Origin of the sequence: Pseudomonas sp. UBA6753, assembly GCF_002453565.1 — a bacterium.
Lineage (GTDB): Bacteria > Pseudomonadota > Gammaproteobacteria > Pseudomonadales > Pseudomonadaceae > Aquipseudomonas > Aquipseudomonas putida_Z.
This window is the reverse complement of record NZ_DKHD01000011.1, coordinates 40,756-57,810: the sequence shown is the minus strand read 5'-3', so window position 1 is coordinate 57,810 and position 17,055 is coordinate 40,756. Positions and strand designations below refer to the sequence as shown.

The window sequence follows — 17,055 nt, the reverse complement described above, 5'->3', positions numbered from 1 at the left end:
CCTGCCATGGCCAGACCCGGATTCCGCCTTGCTGTGTTCGCCACCTTGCTGGCACTGCTGGTCGTCCTGCTCGGTGCCTATACCCGCCTGACCCACGCCGGCCTCGGCTGCCCGGACTGGCCGGGTTGCTACGGCTTCATCAGCGTGCCCAAGAGCGAAGCGCAGCTGGCTCATGCCGAGCTGCATTTCCCCGAACACCCGGTGGAAGCCGCCAAGGGCTGGGCCGAGATGGTCCACCGCTACTTCGCCGGCACCCTGGCGATGGTGATCGCCCTGCTCGCCTTGCAGGCGCTGCGCCGGCATACCCGCGATGGCCAGCCTTACCGCCTGCCCTTGCTGCTGCTGGGCGTGGTGCTGGCCCAGGCAGCCTTCGGCATGTGGACGGTCACCCTCAAGCTGTGGCCGCAGGTGGTCACCGCGCATCTACTCGGCGGCTTCACTACCCTGAGTTTGTTGTTCCTGTTGTCCCTGCGTCTGTCGCGGGCCTTTGCGCCCTTGCCGAAGCTGCCATTGAGCCTGCGCCGGATCGCCGCGCTGGCCTTGCTGGTGGTGATCGGCCAGATCGCCCTGGGCGGCTGGGTCAGTGCCAACTACGCGGCCGTCGCCTGCATCGACCTGCCCACCTGCCACGGCCAGTGGTGGCCGGCGGCGGACTTCAGTAACGGGTTCCACCTGACCCAGCACGTCGGGCCCAATTACCTGGGCGGGCAGCTGGACAGTGATGCGCGCACGGCCATCCACATCAGCCACCGCCTGGGCGCATTGCTGGTGACCTGCGTGCTGCTGATGCTCAGCTGGAAGCTGCACCGCTGCGGCCTCCCTGGCCTGGCGCGGCTGGTGCTGCTGGCGCTGGTGGTGCAAGTCGGCCTGGGCATCAGCAATGTGCTGCTGCACCTGCCGCTGGCCGTGGCCGTGGCGCACAACGCTGGTGGGGCACTGTTGCTGCTGAGCATGGTGCTGGTGAACTACCGCATCCGCGTGGTCGACAAGGTTCGCGTGTGTGTCGGCCATGGCTGGCGCCTGCGGCCCGTGGCTGGCGTGGGCATCTCCCACCACATGAGGAATGATTCGTGGCGACGTTTCTGAGCGCCCAGAGGGCCAGTTGGCGTGATTACCTGGAGCTGACCAAGCCCAAGGTGGTGGTGCTGATGCTGATCACCTCGCTGGCGGGCATGTTCCTTGCCACCCGTGCGGGTGTCAGCTGGAGCGTGCTGCTGTTCGGCAACCTGGGCATCGGTTTTTGTGCAGGCGGCGCGGCGGTGGTCAACCATGTGGTGGACCGACGCATCGACGCGCTGATGGCGCGTACCCACAAGCGGCCGCTGGCCCAGGGCCGGGTCGAGCCGCTACCGGCGCTGCTGTTTGCCCTGGCGCTGGCGCTACTGGGCATGGCCCTGCTGCTGGTGTTCACCAACGCCCTCACTGCCTGGCTGACACTGGCTTCCCTGCTCGGCTATGCGGTGCTCTACACCGGCTTTCTCAAGCGCGCCACGCCGCAGAACATCGTCATCGGTGGCTTGGCTGGCGCCGCCCCGCCGTTGCTGGGCTGGGTGGCGGTCAGCGGCCATGTCAGCGCCGAGCCCCTGTTGCTGGTGCTGATCATCTTCGCCTGGACCCCACCACACTTCTGGGCCTTGGCCATCCACCGCAAGGAGGAATACGCCAAGGCCGATATCCCGATGCTGCCGGTGACCCACGGCGAGCGCTACACCAAGCTGCATATCCTGCTGTACACCCTGGTATTGCTGGCGGTAAGCCTGCTGCCGTACGCCATCCACATGAGCGGCCCGCTGTACCTGGCCTGCGCCCTGGTGCTGGGCCTGCGCTTCCTGCAATGGGCCTGGGTGTTGTACCGTGGCAGCCGGCCGCACGCAGCGATCGGCACCTTCAAGTACTCTATCGGCTACCTGTTCGCGCTGTTCATCGCGTTGCTCCTCGACCACTACCTGTTGCTGAACCTATGACCCGAACCCAGAAAACCGTCTTCATCCTCGTTGCCCTGGTCGCGTTGATCCTGGGCCTGACCGTCAACAAGGTGCTCAATGGCCACGACCAGCCCAACCCCACCGAGCTGATTGATGCCGGCATCATCCTGCTGCCGCAGAGCCGTACCGTGGCCGATGTGACCATGACCAACCAGGACGGCCAGCCGGTGCAACTGGATGACCTGAAGGGCAAATGGTCGCTGCTGTTCTTCGGCTACACCTACTGCCCGGACATCTGCCCGACCACCCTGGCCCAGCTGCGCCAGGTGAAGAGCGAGCTGCCCAAGGAGGCCGTCGACCGGCTGCAGGTGGTGCTGGTGAGCGTTGACCCGAACCGCGACACGCCGAACCAGCTGAAGCAGTACCTGGGTTATTTCGACAAGGATTTCGTCGGGGTGGCGGGGTCGATCGAGGATACCCAGAAGCTGGCCAATGCCTTGAGCATTCCGTTCATTCCGGCCGATACCAGCAAGCCGGGGTATACCGTGGATCACAGCGGCAACCTGGCGGTTGTGGGGCCGGATGGGCGTCAGCGCGGGTTCATTCGGGCGCCGTTCAACAACCAGAAGCTGGTGGCGCAGTTGCCCGGGCTTTTGAAGCGGGATTGAGATTTTTGGGCCTGCTGCGCAGGCCTATCGCGACACAAGGCCGCTCCCACAAAGTCCGGCGTACGTCTCGGTCCTCATGGTTTGCCTGCCAGGGCAAATCGCCGGCAAGCCGGCTCCCACAGGGACCTCACAGGGCCTGAGGCTGGCGCTGTACCTGTGGGAGCTGGCTTGCCGGCGAATGGGCCGCAAAGCGGCCCCGGGGATTTCGGCTTAGAACGCCGGAACCACAGCGCCTTTGTACTTCTCGTTGATGAACTGCTTCACCTCAGGCGAGTGCAGCGCAGCAGCCAGCTTTTTCATGGCGTCCGAGTCCTTGTTGTCCGGGCGGGCAACCAGGATGTTCACGTAAGGCGAGTCGCTGCCTTCGATGACCAGGGCGTCTTTCTCCGGGTTCAGCTTGGCTTCCAGCGCGTAGTTGGTGTTGATCAGGGCAGCATCGACCTGGGTCAGCACGCGCGGGATGGTGGCTGCTTCCAGCTCACGGAACTTCAGGCTTTTCGGGTTCTCGGCAACATCCTTCACGGTGGACAGGATGTTCTTGTTGTCCTTCAGCTTGATCACGCCGGCCTTGTCCAGCAGCAGCAGCGCGCGGCCGCCGTTGGTGGCGTCGTTGGGGATGACCACGGTGGCGCCGGAGGACAGCTCGTCCAGCTTCTTGAACTTGGCCGAGTACACGCCCAGCGGTTCGATGTGCACGCCGGCAACGCTCACCAGGTTGGTGCCCTTGGCCTTGTTGAACTCATCCAGGTACGGCTGGTGCTGGAAGAAGTTGGCGTCCAGGCGCTTTTCGGCCACCTGCACGTTTGGCTGGATGTAGTCGGTGAATTCCTTGACCTTCAGCTCCACGCCCTCTTTCGCCAGTGCAGGTTTGACGAAGTTGAGGATCTCGGCGTGCGGTACCGGGGTAGCGGCAACGGTCAGGGACTCGGCGTGGGCCGAGAAGGCCGCGACAGCGGCGACAACAGCAAGCAGCTTCTTCATTGATCACTCCTTGTGAGGGCCGCGACGGCCCCCGAACGGGTCGGCCGGGCCGACCCCATTGGGGTTACTTACGGGAAAAATGCACGACCAGTTTGTCGCCCACGCTCTGCAGGACTTGAACCAGTACCAGCAACAGCACCACGGTGACGACCATCACGTCGGTCTGGAAACGCTGGTAGCCGAAGCGGATGGCCAGGTCGCCCAGGCCGCCGGCACCGACCACACCGGCCATGGCGGTGTACGACACCAGGGTGATGGCGGTGACGGTAATGGCGGCGAAGATGCCCGGGCGGGCCTCCGGCAGCAGTGCGCTGGTGATGATCTGGCGGGTGGTGGCGCCCATCGACTGGGTGGCTTCGATGATGCCGCGGTCCACTTCACGCAGGGCGGTTTCCACCAGGCGCGCGAAGAACGGCGTGGCACCTACCACCAGCGGCGGAATGGCGCCGGCAACGCCCAGCGAAGTGCCGGTGATCAGCACGGTGATCGGGATCATCACGATCAGCAGGATGATGAACGGCAGCGAGCGCAGGATGTTGACGATCAGCGACAGCAGCGCATACACACCCTTCTGCTCGAACATCTGTTTCGGCCCGCACAGGAACAGCAGCACGCCCAGCGGCAGGCCGAGCAGCACGGTGAAGAACAGCGAGCCGAACAGCATGATCATGGTGTCGACGCTGGCCAGCCAGATTTCGGCCCAGTCGACGTTGGCAAAGAAATTCAGGGCGTCCATCAACGCAGTACCTCCATATGTACGTCAGCTGCCTTGAAGCGGGCGAACGCCGCTTCCATGTCACCGCCGATCAGGGCGAGGGTGAGCTGGCCATAGGGGACATCCTTGATGCGGTCGATACGCCCGGCGAGGATGCTGTAGTCCACGCCGGTTTCGCGGGCCACGGTGCCCAGCAGCGGCGCGTAGGTGGCGTCGCCCTGGAAGGTCAGACGCACGATACGGCCCGGCACATGGGCGAAGTCGTCCCGCTGCTCGCCTTCGTCGACCTGCTCGTCTTCCTGGACGAAGCGCTTGGTGGTGGGGTGCTGCGGGTGCAGGAACACTTCGGCCACCGAGCCCTGCTCGACGATCTGGCCGGCGTCCATCACTGCCACGCGGTCGCAGACCCGGCGGATCACATCCATTTCGTGAGTGATCAGCACGATGGTCAGCTTCAGCTCACGGTTGATTTCGGCCAGCAATTGCAGGACCGAGGCGGTGGTTTGCGGGTCGAGGGCGCTGGTGGCCTCGTCGCACAGCAGGATCTTCGGATTGGTGGACAGGGCGCGGGCGATGCCGACGCGCTGCTTCTGGCCACCGGACAGCTGCGCCGGGTACTTTCTGGCGTGGTCGGAAAGGCCGACGCGGGCCAGCAGCTCGGTCACGCGCTTGTCGATTTCGCTGCGCGACAGCTCGCCGGCCAGGGTCAGTGGCAGGGCGACGTTGTCGGCAACGGTCTTGGAGGCCAGCAGGTTGAAGTGCTGGAAAATCATCGCGACCTGCTGGCGGAAACCGCGCAGCTGGCTGGCGTTGAACGCGGTAACGTCTTCGCCGTCGACGATGATCTTGCCGCCGGAAGGCTCTTCCAGGCGGTTGATCAGGCGCAGCATGGTGCTCTTGCCGGCGCCGGAATGGCCGATCAGGCCGAACACCTGGCCATCTTCGATGGTCAGGCTGGTCGGATTCAGTGCGGGGATTTCCCTACCGGCGACGCGGTAGGTCTTGTGTACCTGTTGGAACTCGATCACGTAGCGAACCTTGTGGGGCGCATGGAATTTGGGTCAGCGGTTGGCTGGGGTCGCGCATTTTAGCCTTTTCCCATAGCTGTTCTTAGCATTTATTTCGTAATGCACCAATCCTTCGGGCATATCGCGACAACCGGTAATCCTGATTGAACGCTCGGCAAAGCCTCCCGGTCACTACTTGCACAAGCCCGAAACGGGTACGCCTGAAGACTGACGAGGAGAGCCGACCATGCCCAGCAAGAACACGGACGCGCCGAAGCACAGCGAAGCCGCTGGCACCCAGACCCCGGACCGGGCCAACACCAACGCCAAGTTACAGAGCCTGGAGGCTGACCGTAGCGATGCGACGGGTCATGCGCTGCGCACCAACCAGGGGGTGCGCATCGCTGACAACCAGAACACGCTGAAGGCCGGAGATCGAGGCCCCTCGCTTCTCGAAGATTTCATCATGCGCGAGAAGATCACGCACTTTGACCACGAACGCATCCCTGAGCGCATCGTGCATGCGCGAGGGACGGGGGCGCATGGCTATTTCCAGAGCTATGGCAACCACGCCGAACTGACCAAGGCGGGCTTCCTGCAGGACCCGGAGAAAATCACGCCCGTGTTCGTGCGATTTTCCACGGTACAGGGCCCGCGTGGCTCAGCCGACACCGTGCGTGACGTGAGGGGCTTTGCGGTCAAGTTCTACACCGATGAAGGCAACTTCGACCTGGTGGGCAACAACATGCCGGTGTTTTTCATCCAGGATGCGATCAAATTCCCGGATTTCGTCCACGCCGTAAAGCCAGAGCCGCACAACGAGATCCCGACCGGCGCTTCGGCTCATGACACCTTTTGGGATTTCGTCTCGCTGGTACCGGAGTCGGCCCATATGGTCATGTGGGCGATGTCGGACCGTGCTATCCCGCGCAGCTTGCGGATGATGGAAGGTTTCGGGGTGCATACCTTCCGCCTGATCAACGCCCAGGGCGTAGCCAGTTTCGTCAAATTCCACTGGAAGCCGCGCCAGGGTGTGCACTCCTTGCTATGGGACGAAGCGCAGAAGCTGGCAGGCAAGGACGCTGATTTCCAGCGTCGCGACTTGTGGGAGGCTATCGAGACGGGCGATTACCCTGAATGGGAATTGGGTGTGCAGATTGTGCCGGAAGCTGACGAGCACAAATTTGATTTCGACCTGCTGGACCCGACCAAGATCATCCCGGAAGAACTGGTGCCGGTTACACCTTTGGGCAAGATGATTCTGAATCGCAACCCGGACAACTTCTTTGCTGAAGTGGAGCAGGTGGCGTTCTGCCCGGGTCATATCGTGCCTGGTATCGACTTTACCAACGACCCCTTGCTGCAGGGGCGGCTGTTCTCCTACACCGACACGCAGCTTAGCCGCCTGGGCGGGCCCAACTTCCACCAGATCCCCGTCAACCGCCCCGTCGCTCCTAACCACAACAACCAGCGTGACGCCTTGCATCAGCATGTGGTTCACAAAGGTCGCGCATCCTACGAGCCCAATTCCATCGACGGTGGCTGGCCGAAGGAAACGCCACCAGCCCCGCAGGATGGCGGCTTCGAGAGCTACCAGGAGCGTATCGATGCACACAAGATCCGCCAGCGCAGCGATTCGTTCGGCGACCATTTCTCGCAGGCGCGGTTGTTCTTCCAGAGCATGAGCCCGACCGAGCAGCAGCACATCATCAAGGCTTACAGCTTTGAACTGGGCAAGGTGGAGCGGGAGACGATCCGTGCTCGGGAAGTGAATGAGATTCTCGCCAATATCGACCTGAAGCTGGCGGCTGCGGTTGCTGCCAACCTCGGTTTGCCTGCTCCGAGCGCGGGCACTGTTCAAGTCAAGGGAACCCAGCTTGCGCAGTCGCCTGCCCTGAGCCAGATGAACCACCCGGGTTCGGTTGGCATCAAGGGGCGCAAGATTGCCGTGCTGGTAGCAGATGGCGTAGACGCTGCCAGCGTGGACAAGTTGGTCAAGGCCCTGGAAGCACAGAGTGCCCGGCCACTGCTCCTGGGGCCGACCTCAGCACCGGTGAAGGCTGCGGACGGCAAGCAACTGCCGGTGGATGCTTCCATGGAGGGGATGCCATCGATCATGTTCGACGGAATTGTCGTGCCGGGTGGCAAGACTTCGACCGATGCGCTGGCGGCCAGCGGGTTGGCCAAGCATTTCCTGCTGGAGGGCTACAAGCACCTGAAGGCGATGGTGTTGACCAAAGAGCTTTTGGGCAGCTTGGGGCTGAAGGAAGACAAGGGGTTGCTGCTGGGGGATGAGCAGAAGACCGTGGATGCCTTCGTCAAAGCGGTAGAGGGGCATCGGGTGTGGGAGCGGGAGGCGGCTGCGGAGGCTGTACCTGCCTAAGGGGCTGCATTGCAGCCCATCGCCGGCGAGCCAGCTCCCACAGGTACTGCACCAGGCTTGAAATTGGTGCGGTCGAGGTGGGAGCTGGCTTGCCGGCGATAGGGCCCGGGAGGCTTATTGCTGATGCGGAACCAGGACCACCTGCGCCGGCAACGACCGCTGAATCTCGTGCTTCTGTTTCAGCTCGAACCCGCTGTCGATCTTGCGCACGCGCTTCTCCAGCAAGGTCTTCAGCCAAGGCGCATCCTCGGTGCGCGGCACCTGGAACACCACGTCGCACTGGTAGCTCACCACATCGGCGGCAATGTCATCCAGTTGGCGACGCATGGCGCGGCTGTCGGTGGTCTTCAAGGCCACGACGGTGCTCGGTGCAGCCGGGTCGATGATGCGCGCCTTGGGCTTGGCCTCGGCCGCTTTCAACGCCGCTTCAGCCTTCTCCAGCTCGGCCTTGCGCGCCTGGGTCACGGCGTCGCCACCAGTAACCGCCGGGGCCTGCGGCATCAGCGCGCGGGCACGGGCCAGGGCGGTGGCGGCAGCGTTCACATCACCCTTCTGCAGGAAGATCTGGCTGCGTTGCAGGTAGGCTTCGGCAAGCTGGCGCTGGTATTGCTCCAGGCGCGCGTCGTCCGGCGCCTGGGCCTGCAGGGCTGCCAGCTGGTCTTCGGCGGTGGCCAGCTCGTTGCTGGCGATGTTCTGTTGCAACTGCTGCCAGGCATCGGCTTGGGCAGGTGCGGTGGCCTGTTCGACCGGCGCGCTGGAACACGCAGCCAGGAACAGGGAAAACGCGGCAACAAGCAGATAACGGGAGGCGAACGGCTTCATTCCTGCGACTCTCTATTTGCGCAAAAAGCGAGCAAGTCTACACCCAGGTGCGCACGCTCGAAAACAAGTCTTACAGACCCTTTACGTGCGAAAAGGTTGCAGGGTGCGCCTTCACGCGCCCTGTTTTTCAGCGTTTTGGCAGGGCCAGGCTCAGCAAGAATAGCACTGCCGCGCAGACCACGATCGATGGGCCGGCGGGGGTGTCCTTGAACCAGGACATGGCCAGGCCGCCGCATACCGCGGTCACGCCGAGCAGGCTGGCGCCCAGGGCCATCTGCTCGGGAGAGCGGGCGTGACGTTGCGCCGCAGCAGCAGGAATGATCAGCAGCGAGGTGATCAGCAGCACGCCGACGATCTTCATGGCCACGGCAATCACCACCGCGATCAGCAGCATCAGCGCCATGCGCAGCCCGGCCACCGGCAGGCCTTCGACCATGGCCAGCTCTTCGTGCACGGTGACTGCCAGCAACGGCCGCCACAGCGCAGCGAGCAGCAGCAACACCAGCGCGCTGCCGCCGAGGATCCAGGCCAGGTCGGTGGTGCTGATGGCCAGCAGGTCGCCGAACAGGTAGGCCATCAGGTCGATGCGTACATCATGCATGAAGCTCAGCACCACCAGGCCCAGCGACAATGTGCTGGGGGCGAGTATGCCGAGCAGGGTATCGGAGGCCAGCGGCTGGCGTTGCTGCAAGGTCACCAGCAAGATCGCCAGCAACAGGCAGCCCACGGTTACCGCCAGCGCCGGGCTGACGTCCAGGGCAAAGCCCAGGGCCACGCCGAGCAGGGCGGCGTGGGACAGGGTGTCGCCAAAATAGGCCATGCGCCGCCACACCACGAAGGATCCCAGTGGGCCGGCCACCAGCGCCAGGGACAAACCGGCAAGCAGGGCGTAGAGAAGAAAATCAGCCATGCTTGCAGTGCGCTCCGTGAACATGGGTGCCAGGGGCGACCACCGAGCCATGCAGGTCGTGGCTGTGGTCGTGATGGTGGTGGTAGATGGCCAGGCTGGGTGCGGCGGTCTGGCCGAACAGCTCGACGAATGCCGGGTCGCCGCTGACTTGCTCGGGGTGGCCCGAGCAGCACACGTGGCGGTTCAGGCACACCACCTGGTCGGTGGCGCTCATCACCAGGTGCAGGTCGTGGGAAACCATCAGCACGCCGCAGCCGTGGCGGTCGCGCAGGCGGGTAATGAGGTTGTACAGCTCGGTCTGGCCGACCACGTCTACGCCCTGCACCGGCTCGTCGAGCACCAGCAGCTGGGGTTCGCGCAGCAGGGCGCGGGCCAGCAGCACGCGCTGCATCTCGCCGCCGGAAATGGTCTGTATCGGGCTGTCGATGACCTGCTCGGCACCCACTTCCTGCAACGCCGACAAGGCTGCCGCGCGGTCTACACCGGGCACCAGGCGCAGGAAGCGCAACACCAACAGCGGCAGTGTGGCATCGACCTGGATCTTTTGCGGCATGTAGCCGATGCGCAGTTTCGGCTTGCGCCATACCTTGCCGCGGTGCGGCTTGAGCAGGCCGAGCACGGCGCGCACCAGGGTGGTCTTGCCCGCGCCGTTCGGGCCGATCAGGGTGACGATCTGGCCAGGTGCGACCGACAGGTCGATGCTGTCGAGCACCGCCTCGCCACCGAAGGTGACGCCGACCTGCTCCAGGCGGATCAGTGCATCGCTCATGCCGCGCTCCGGCAATTGCTGCACAGGCCGACCACTTCCACCGTCTGGGTCTCGACCGTGAAGCCCACGCCCTTGGCGCTGCTGATGATGGCGTCGCTGATACTTTCCTGTTCCAGTTCGATGGCCACATGGCAGGCCCGGCAGATCAGGAACTGCCCCTGGTGCAGGTGTTCCGGGTGGCTGCAGCCGATGAAGGCGTTGAGCGAGGCGATGCGGTGCACCAGGCCGTTTTCCAGCAGGAAGTCCAGCGCACGGTACACCGTGGGGGGCGCGGCGCGGCGGCCGTCCTGCTCACTGAGCACGGCGAGGATATCGTAGGCGCCCAGCGGCTTGTGGCTTTGCCACACCAGTTCCAGTACTCGACGGCGCAGCGCGGTCAGGCGCAGGCCCTGGCGGGTGCACAAGGCGTCGGCTTCAGCCAGTGCGCTGTGTACGCAATGGGAATGATCGTGAGGACGGTTGGCCAGCGGCGTGATGGACATGGGCAGCGACGGTTCTGGATGGAGACGTTATTATGTTACCTGTTTCTGACGACTCGAGTATTCACCGTGTCCCGATTCCTAGTCCTTTTTGTCGCTTTCATCGCATTTTCCGCCCAGGCCGACGTGCGCGTGCTGACCAGTATCAAACCCCTGCAGCAGATTGCCGCCGCCGTGCAGGACGGTGTTGGCAACCCCGAGGTATTGCTGCCACCGGGTGCTTCGCCGCACCACTACGCACTGCGCCCGTCCGACGTGCGGCGGGTGGGCGATGCCGACCTGCTGTACTGGATCGGCCCGGACATGGAGGGCTTCCTGCCGCGGGTACTGGGCAATCGCAGCAAGGCCACGGTGGCCGTGCAGGCGCTACCGGGCATGAAGCTGCGGCATTTTGGCGAGGACAGCCATTCCCACGAGGAAGAAGACCACGACGACCATGATCATGATCACCGCCCGGGCAGCCTGGACGCGCATCTGTGGCTATCGTCGGTCAACGCGCGGGTGATTGCAGCGAAAATGGCGGATGACCTTGCGCAGATCGATCCGCCCAATGCGGCGCGCTACCAGAGCAACCTCAAGGCCTTCGACGAACGCCTGGACGCACTGGATGGGCGGATCAAGGCGCGGGTGGCCGGGATTGCCGGCAAGCCTTACTTCGTGTTCCACGAAGCGTTCGACTACTTCGAGGCCGAGTATGGCCTGAAGCACACCGGGGTGTTCAGCGTGGCGTCCGAGGTGCAGCCGGGTGCGCAGCACGTGGCTGCCATGCGCAAGCGCCTGCAGGAAGTGGGCAAGACCTGTGTGTTCAGCGAACCGCCGCTGCGGCCGCGGCTGGCCGAGACTTTGACCGCCGGGCTGCCGGTGCGCCTGGCCGAGCTGGATGCCCTGGGCGGTACCGACCCGGTGGATGGCAAGGGCTATGAGCGCTTGCTGGAGAAGCTGGGTGGCGACCTGGTTGGGTGCCTGGAGCAGTTGTAAGCCTGGACCGGCCTCTTCGCGGGCACGCCCGCTCCCACAGGTACAACGACAACCTTGAGGTTTGTGTTATCCCTGTGGGAGCGGGCATGCCCGCGAAGAAGCAGAAGCTGGACTAGAGGGCGAACGGCAGGTGCAAAGCCACCTGCTGACGCTGCGCCAAACGCACTTCGAACTCGCTCGGGTCGTGGATCATCACATCCATCCCTGCAAACGATTCCGCTGCAATCAGGCGCGACAGCCAGAAGCGCACGCAGCCTACCCGCAACATCTCCGGCCACAGCTCGGCTTCGGCGGCGGTGAACGGCCGCAGCGCCGCATAGGCCGCCAGCAATGCCTGGGCGCGTGGCACATCGATCGCGCCGTGTTCATCCAGGCACCAGTCGTTCACGGTGATGGCGATGTCATACAGCATCGGCCCGGAACAGGCGTTGTAGAAGTCGATCACACCGGTCAGGTGGGTGCCTTCGAACATCACGTTGTCGCGGAACAGGTCGGCGTGCAGGTTGGCCCGTGGCAGGGCCAGGATCTGTGCCTTGTGCGCGCTGATTTCATCCAGCGCTGGCTGCAGCAGCGCGGCTTGCTCGGCGGTAAGGCGCGGCAGCAGCTCGGCACCCGAGGCCAGCATCCAGTCCAGGCCGCGGTCGGTGCGGCGCTCGATGATGTGTTCGCGGGTAGCCAGGTGAATGTGCGCCAGCAGCTCGCCGACCTGGGCGCAGTGCTGGGCGTTCGGTGCCTTGATGTGCTTGCCCGACAGCCGTGGCTGCAGCAGCGCCGGCTTGCCGCACAGCTCGCGCAGGCCATTGCCGTCGCGGTCGCGTATGGCATAGGGCACCGGCATGTCGGCTGCGTGCAAAGTGTCCAGCAGCTCGATGAAGAACGGCATGTCCTCGCTGGGCCCGCGCTCGATCAGCGTCAGGACGAACTCCCCCTGTTCGAGGCTGACGAAGAAATTGCTGTTCTCGGTGCCGGCGGCGATGCCCTGGAAATCGAGCAGACGACCCAGCGCGTACGGCGCCAGAAAAGTTTCCAGCTCAGGCCGGGTCACGGGGGTGAAGACTGACATGATGAAAATTTGCCCATACGGGCACTTCCGCCGGGAAGTGCCGGGTTGATGTGAACGGTGCGCGTCAGATTACCACTCGAAGATCTTCCAGGACGGAATCAGCATGTCCGGCTGGTCGGATCGAATGAAATTGCCATCAGAGCCATCGGCGCGTACCAGGAAATAAGGCTTGCCGTTTTTCGGCGTGATCTTGATCGCATACAGGAACCCGTTCTGCCGGTACTCCTGGATGGTTTTGTCGCCTTCCGTGCGAATGGTCACCTCGGGATCGGCCGAGGGGGCGTCGTCCGCCGCCAGGGTGACGACAGGCATGGTGGCCAACAGACCGAGCAGTAACAGGCGATTGAGTGTACGCATGATAACCTTGTCCCTTTGTCGTCAATGATTCTGGCTATTCTAGCGCCGGACCCGTCGAAAAGGTTGATTCTGCTCATGAGCCAAGCGCCCCTCGTCCTGGTGGACGGTTCCTCCTACCTGTACCGCGCCTTCCACGCGCTGCCGCCGTTGACTACCTCCAAAGGCATGCCGACCGGCGCGGTGAAGGGGGTGCTGAACATGCTCAAGAGCCTGCGCAAGCAATACCCCGACAGCCTGTTCGCGGTGGTGTTCGACGCCAAGGGTGGCACCTTCCGCGATGCCATGTTCGCCGAATACAAGGCCAACCGCCCAAGCATGCCGGACGACCTGCGGGTGCAGATCGAGCCGCTGCACGCCAGCGTCAAGGCGCTGGGCTACCCGCTGCTGTGCGTCGAGGGGGTCGAGGCTGACGACGTGATCGGCACCCTGGCGCGCAGCAGCGCCGCGCTGGGCCGCCCGGTGATCATCTCGACCGGCGACAAGGACATGGCGCAGCTGGTGGACGGGCACATTACCTTGGTCAACACCATGACCGGAAGCGTGCTGGACGTGGCTGGCGTGCACGAGAAATTTGGCGTCGGCCCGGAACATATCATCGACTTCCTGGCGCTGATGGGCGACAAGGTCGACAACATCCCCGGTGTGCCGGGCGTGGGCGAAAAAACCGCGGTGGGCCTGCTGACCGGTATCGGCGGCGGCCTCAGCGACCTGTACGCCAACCTGGACAAGGTCCCGACGCTGGCCATTCGCGGCGCCAAGACCCTGCCGGCCAAGCTGGAAGAGCACCGCGACGCGGCGTTCCTGTCTTATGAGCTGGCTACCATCAAGGTCGACGTGCCCCTGGATATAGAAGTAGATGCCCTGGTGTGCGGCGAGCCTGATCGCGACGCGTTGCTGGCGCTGTACACCGAGATGGAATTCAAGAGCTGGGTCGCCGAGGTGCAGCGTGACGCTGCCAAGGCCGGTGACGACATCGCGCCGGTCGCGGAGCCGGTGGCCAAGACCGAGCCCAGGTACGAAACCATTCTCGACCAGGAACGTTTCGACTTCTGGCTGGAGAAGCTGCGTCAGGCGCCACTGTTCGCCTTCGACACCGAGACCACTGGCCTGGACGCACAGCAGGCGCAGCTTGTCGGCCTGTCGTTCGCCGTCGAGCCGCATGAAGCGGCCTATGTGCCGCTGGCCCACGACTATGAAGGCGCGCCGGTCCAGCTGGACCGCGCCGCCGTGCTGCTGGCGCTGAAGCCGCTGCTGGAAGACCCGGCCAAGGCCAAGGTCGGGCAGAACGCCAAGTACGACATCAACATCCTCGCCAATGGCTCGCCCGCCATCGAAATGCGCGGCGTTGCCTACGACACCATGCTCGAGTCGTACGTGCTGAACTCCACCGCCACCCGTCACGACATGGACAGCCTGGCGCTGAAGTACCTCGACCACACCACCATCGCCTTCGAGGACATCGCCGGCAAGGGCGCCAAGCAGCTGACCTTCAACCAGATCCACCTGGACAAGGCCGGCCCCTACGCTGCCGAAGACGCCGACATCACCCTGCGCCTGCACCAGGCGCTGCAGGCGCGCCTGGCGCAGACGCCGAGCGTGCAGCCGGTGCTGATGGACATCGAGATGCCGCTGGTGCCGGTACTGGCCAAGATCGAGCGCCAGGGGGCGCTGGTCGATGCCGCGCTGCTGCAGGTGCAGAGCGGTGAGCTGGGGGTGAAGATGGCGGAGCTGGAGCAGCGCGCCTATGAGCTGGCCGGTGAGGAGTTCAACCTCGGCTCGCCCAAGCAGCTGGGCGCGATCCTCTACGACAAGCTGGGCATGCCGGTGCTGAGCAAGACCACCAAGGGCCAGCCATCCACGGCAGAAGCGGTGCTCGACGAACTGGCCGAGCAAGGCTACCCGCTGCCGGAGGTACTGATGCAGTACCGCAGCCTGAGCAAGCTCAAGAGCACCTACACCGACAAGCTGCCGGGGCAGATCAACCCGCGCACCGGGCGTATCCACACCTCCTACCAGCAGGCGGTAGCGGCCACCGGCCGGCTGTCGTCCAGCGACCCGAACCTGCAGAACATCCCGATCCGCACTGCCGAAGGCCGGCGCATCCGTCAGGCCTTCGTCGCCAGCCCGGGCTACAAGCTGCTGGCGGCGGACTATTCGCAGATCGAGTTGCGCATCATGGCCCACCTGGCCAAGGACGAAGGCTTGCTGCATGCCTTCCGCAACGACCTGGACGTGCACCGCGCCACGGCGGCGGAAGTATTCGGCGTAGCCCTGGAAGACGTCACCACCGACCAGCGCCGCAGTGCCAAGGCCATCAACTTCGGCCTGATCTACGGCATGAGCGCCTTTGGCCTGGCCAAGCAGATCGGCGTCGACCGCAAGCAGTCGCAGGATTACATCGACCGCTACTTCGCCCGCTACCCGGGCGTGCTGGCCTACATGGAGCGCACCCGCGCCCAGGCGGCGGAGCAAGGCTTTGTCGAAACCCTGTTCGGTCGCCGCCTGTACCTGCCGGATATCAATGCCAAGAACCCGGCCCTGCGCAAAGGCGCCGAGCGCACGGCGATCAACGCCCCGATGCAGGGCACTGCGGCCGATATCATCAAGCGGGCCATGGTCAATGTGGATAACTGGCTGAGCGAGAGCGGGCTGGACGCCCGGGTGATCCTGCAGGTACACGACGAACTGGTGCTGGAAGTGCGCGAGGACCTGGTTGAGCAGGTGAAAGATGAAATTCGCCAGCACATGAGCAAGGCCGCGCAGCTGGATGTACCACTGCTGGTCGAGGCAGGAATTGGTGCGAATTGGGACGAAGCTCACTGATCGGGCGGGGAAAGCTGTGTAGGATCCGTGATGTAGGGATGCGGATCCTGGCACTGCTCAGTGCCAGTGGTGCTGAGGTTTCATGAAACTATCGCAAATAGTTTTCAGGGCTTTGGAACTAAACCGGTGAAGCGGAACTCAGAGTAACTGAATGGCTGGTGAAGCCTTTCGATGCTCCTATGTTGTGTTAAGTGTTGGCAGATATCTGGACCCCGCCCTAGCGGTCCGGACTTGGACCCCGAACTTCCCCCTCCCCATACGAAGTCCGGGGTTTTTTTTGCCCGGAATTTGCCCTGAGTCTGGTGAAGGAACACTGTGGGAGCGGGCGCGCCCGCGAACCTGGGCGAAGCCCAGGCCATGCTCCGCGCTGGATTCTTCGCGGGCATGCCCGCTCCCACAGGTTGAGCAAACCTTCAAATGACTGGCTTGTCTTCCAGCTCCATCCAGTCCGCCAGCACCCGGTATGCCTCTTCCACGCCCAGGCGCTTGGGCGCCGAGAACAGCTGGATGGTCACGCCGTCGCCCCAACCCTTGCGGATTTCCGACTGCACCTTGAGCAGAGTGTTCTTGCCCGCGCCGTGGGTCAGCTTGTCGGCCTTGGTCAGCAGGATGTGCATCGGCATGCTGCTGGCCTTGGCCCAGTCGAGCATCATCTTGTCGAAGTCGGTCATCGGGTGGCGCACGTCCATCATCAGGATCACGCCACGCAGGCACTCCCGGCTGCCCAGATAGGCTTCCAGGTGTTTCTGCCAGTGCTGCTTGAGCGGAATCGGGACTTTTGCATAACCGTAGCCTGGCAGGTCGACCAAACGCCGTTCATCGTCCAGACTGAAGAAATTCAACAGCTGGGTGCGCCCGGGGGTTTTCGAGGTGCGTGCCAGGCTGGCATGAGTCAGGGTGTTGAGGGCGCTGGATTTGCCGGCGTTGGAGCGGCCGGCGAAAGCCACCTCGTAACCCTGGTCGTCCGGGCATTGTTCGACCTTGGCAGCGCTGAGGGCGAATTTGGCTTTCTGGCAGAGGCCGAGGATGGGGTTCTTGACTTGCATGGGATATCCGATGTGGGTGTTGCCTGACTCTATAGGCCCGAGCCTGGCAAGCGGTGTCGTTTCCGTTTGGATGGCGGAAGTATATAATGCCCCAGTTTTTGTGTGCTCATTCTCCCGGCGAAGGAGAAC

The 17,055-nt window shown here is 63.8% G+C and carries 16 protein-coding genes; 6 read left to right on the top strand and 10 right to left on the bottom strand.

What is annotated here, in order from left to right:
* Window positions 1–6: 6 nt before the first annotated feature.
* Genes B2790_RS05310 through B2790_RS05300 form a run of 3 tightly spaced genes read left to right on the top strand, consistent with a single transcriptional unit; the run spans window position 7 to window position 2,593 of the window.
* Window positions 7–1,086, top strand: a complete 1,080-nt coding sequence (locus B2790_RS05310) for a COX15/CtaA family protein (RefSeq protein WP_286918409.1) — start codon at window positions 7–9, stop codon at window positions 1,084–1,086.
* Entirely contained in the window at window positions 1,071–1,964 is an 894-nt protein-coding gene (gene cyoE / locus B2790_RS05305; protein WP_286918408.1) for a heme o synthase, read from the top strand. Before B2790_RS05310 ends, cyoE begins: the two co-directional genes overlap by 16 nt.
* Complete coding sequence (locus tag B2790_RS05300) at window positions 1,961–2,593, top strand: SCO family protein (RefSeq protein ID WP_286918407.1); 633 nt, start codon at window positions 1,961–1,963, stop codon at window positions 2,591–2,593. The genes cyoE and B2790_RS05300 overlap by 4 nt, the downstream gene beginning before the upstream one ends.
* Window positions 2,594–2,803: 210 nt before the next feature.
* Here B2790_RS05300 and B2790_RS05295 read toward each other — a convergent pair whose 3' ends face one another.
* The 3 genes from B2790_RS05295 to B2790_RS05285 form a co-directional block, all read right to left on the bottom strand.
* Entirely contained in the window at window positions 2,804–3,574 is a 771-nt protein-coding gene (locus tag B2790_RS05295; protein WP_286918406.1) for a MetQ/NlpA family ABC transporter substrate-binding protein, read from the bottom strand.
* A gap of 64 nt (window positions 3,575–3,638) precedes the next feature.
* On the bottom strand, window positions 3,639–4,310 hold the full coding sequence (locus B2790_RS05290; protein WP_013970307.1) for a methionine ABC transporter permease: 672 nt from the start codon (window positions 4,308–4,310) through the stop codon (window positions 3,639–3,641).
* Window positions 4,310–5,317 carry a methionine ABC transporter ATP-binding protein gene (locus B2790_RS05285; RefSeq protein WP_286918405.1) on the bottom strand — a complete coding sequence of 336 codons (1,008 nt, stop codon included), beginning with the start codon at window positions 5,315–5,317 and terminating at the stop codon, window positions 4,310–4,312. The genes B2790_RS05290 and B2790_RS05285 overlap by 1 nt, the downstream gene beginning before the upstream one ends.
* 226 nt (window positions 5,318–5,543) lie before the next feature.
* On the opposite strand from B2790_RS05285, the gene katE reads away from it, so the two are divergent.
* The gene (gene katE, locus B2790_RS05280) at window positions 5,544–7,679 is read left to right on the top strand and encodes a catalase HPII (protein ID WP_286918404.1); all 2,136 of its coding nucleotides are present in this window, start codon (window positions 5,544–5,546) and stop codon (window positions 7,677–7,679) included.
* Window positions 7,680–7,793: 114 nt separating this feature from the next.
* On the opposite strand, the gene B2790_RS05275 is transcribed toward katE, so the two are convergent.
* The 4 genes from B2790_RS05275 to zur form a co-directional block, all read right to left on the bottom strand.
* Entirely contained in the window at window positions 7,794–8,501 is a 708-nt protein-coding gene (locus B2790_RS05275) for a PA5502 family lipoprotein (RefSeq protein ID WP_046615275.1), read from the bottom strand.
* Between the two features lie 127 nt (window positions 8,502–8,628).
* Window positions 8,629–9,411, bottom strand: a complete 783-nt coding sequence (gene znuB / locus B2790_RS05270) for a zinc ABC transporter permease subunit ZnuB (RefSeq protein WP_003253007.1) — start codon at window positions 9,409–9,411, stop codon at window positions 8,629–8,631.
* Window positions 9,404–10,180, bottom strand: coding sequence for a zinc ABC transporter ATP-binding protein ZnuC (gene znuC / locus B2790_RS05265; RefSeq protein WP_286918403.1), 777 nt, complete (start codon window positions 10,178–10,180; stop codon window positions 9,404–9,406). Before znuC ends, znuB begins: the two co-directional genes overlap by 8 nt.
* Window positions 10,177–10,662: a zinc uptake transcriptional repressor Zur gene (gene zur, locus B2790_RS05260; protein WP_286918402.1), complete on the bottom strand. Its 486-nt coding sequence runs from the start codon at window positions 10,660–10,662 to the stop codon at window positions 10,177–10,179. Before zur ends, znuC begins: the two co-directional genes overlap by 4 nt.
* Window positions 10,663–10,680: 18 nt before the next feature.
* Between zur and B2790_RS05255 the strand changes: the two genes are divergently transcribed.
* Window positions 10,681–11,637: a zinc ABC transporter substrate-binding protein gene (locus B2790_RS05255; RefSeq protein WP_286918401.1), complete on the top strand. Its 957-nt coding sequence runs from the start codon at window positions 10,681–10,683 to the stop codon at window positions 11,635–11,637.
* Window positions 11,638–11,749: 112 nt separating this feature from the next.
* On the opposite strand, the gene B2790_RS05250 is transcribed toward B2790_RS05255, so the two are convergent.
* Together B2790_RS05250 and B2790_RS05245 are read right to left on the bottom strand one after the other, a co-directional pair.
* Window positions 11,750–12,700, bottom strand: coding sequence for a homoserine kinase (locus tag B2790_RS05250; protein WP_024087954.1), 951 nt, complete (start codon window positions 12,698–12,700; stop codon window positions 11,750–11,752).
* Window positions 12,701–12,769: 69 nt separating this feature from the next.
* Window positions 12,770–13,057, bottom strand: coding sequence for a DUF2782 domain-containing protein (locus B2790_RS05245; protein WP_013970316.1), 288 nt, complete (start codon window positions 13,055–13,057; stop codon window positions 12,770–12,772).
* Window positions 13,058–13,132: 75 nt separating this feature from the next.
* On the opposite strand from B2790_RS05245, the gene polA reads away from it, so the two are divergent.
* Entirely contained in the window at window positions 13,133–15,880 is a 2,748-nt protein-coding gene (polA, locus tag B2790_RS05240; protein ID WP_286918400.1) for a DNA polymerase I, read from the top strand.
* 413 nt (window positions 15,881–16,293) lie between these two features.
* Here polA and yihA read toward each other — a convergent pair whose 3' ends face one another.
* Complete coding sequence (gene yihA / locus B2790_RS05235) at window positions 16,294–16,926, bottom strand: ribosome biogenesis GTP-binding protein YihA/YsxC (protein WP_085665602.1); 633 nt, start codon at window positions 16,924–16,926, stop codon at window positions 16,294–16,296.
* Window positions 16,927–17,055: the final 129 nt, after the last annotated feature.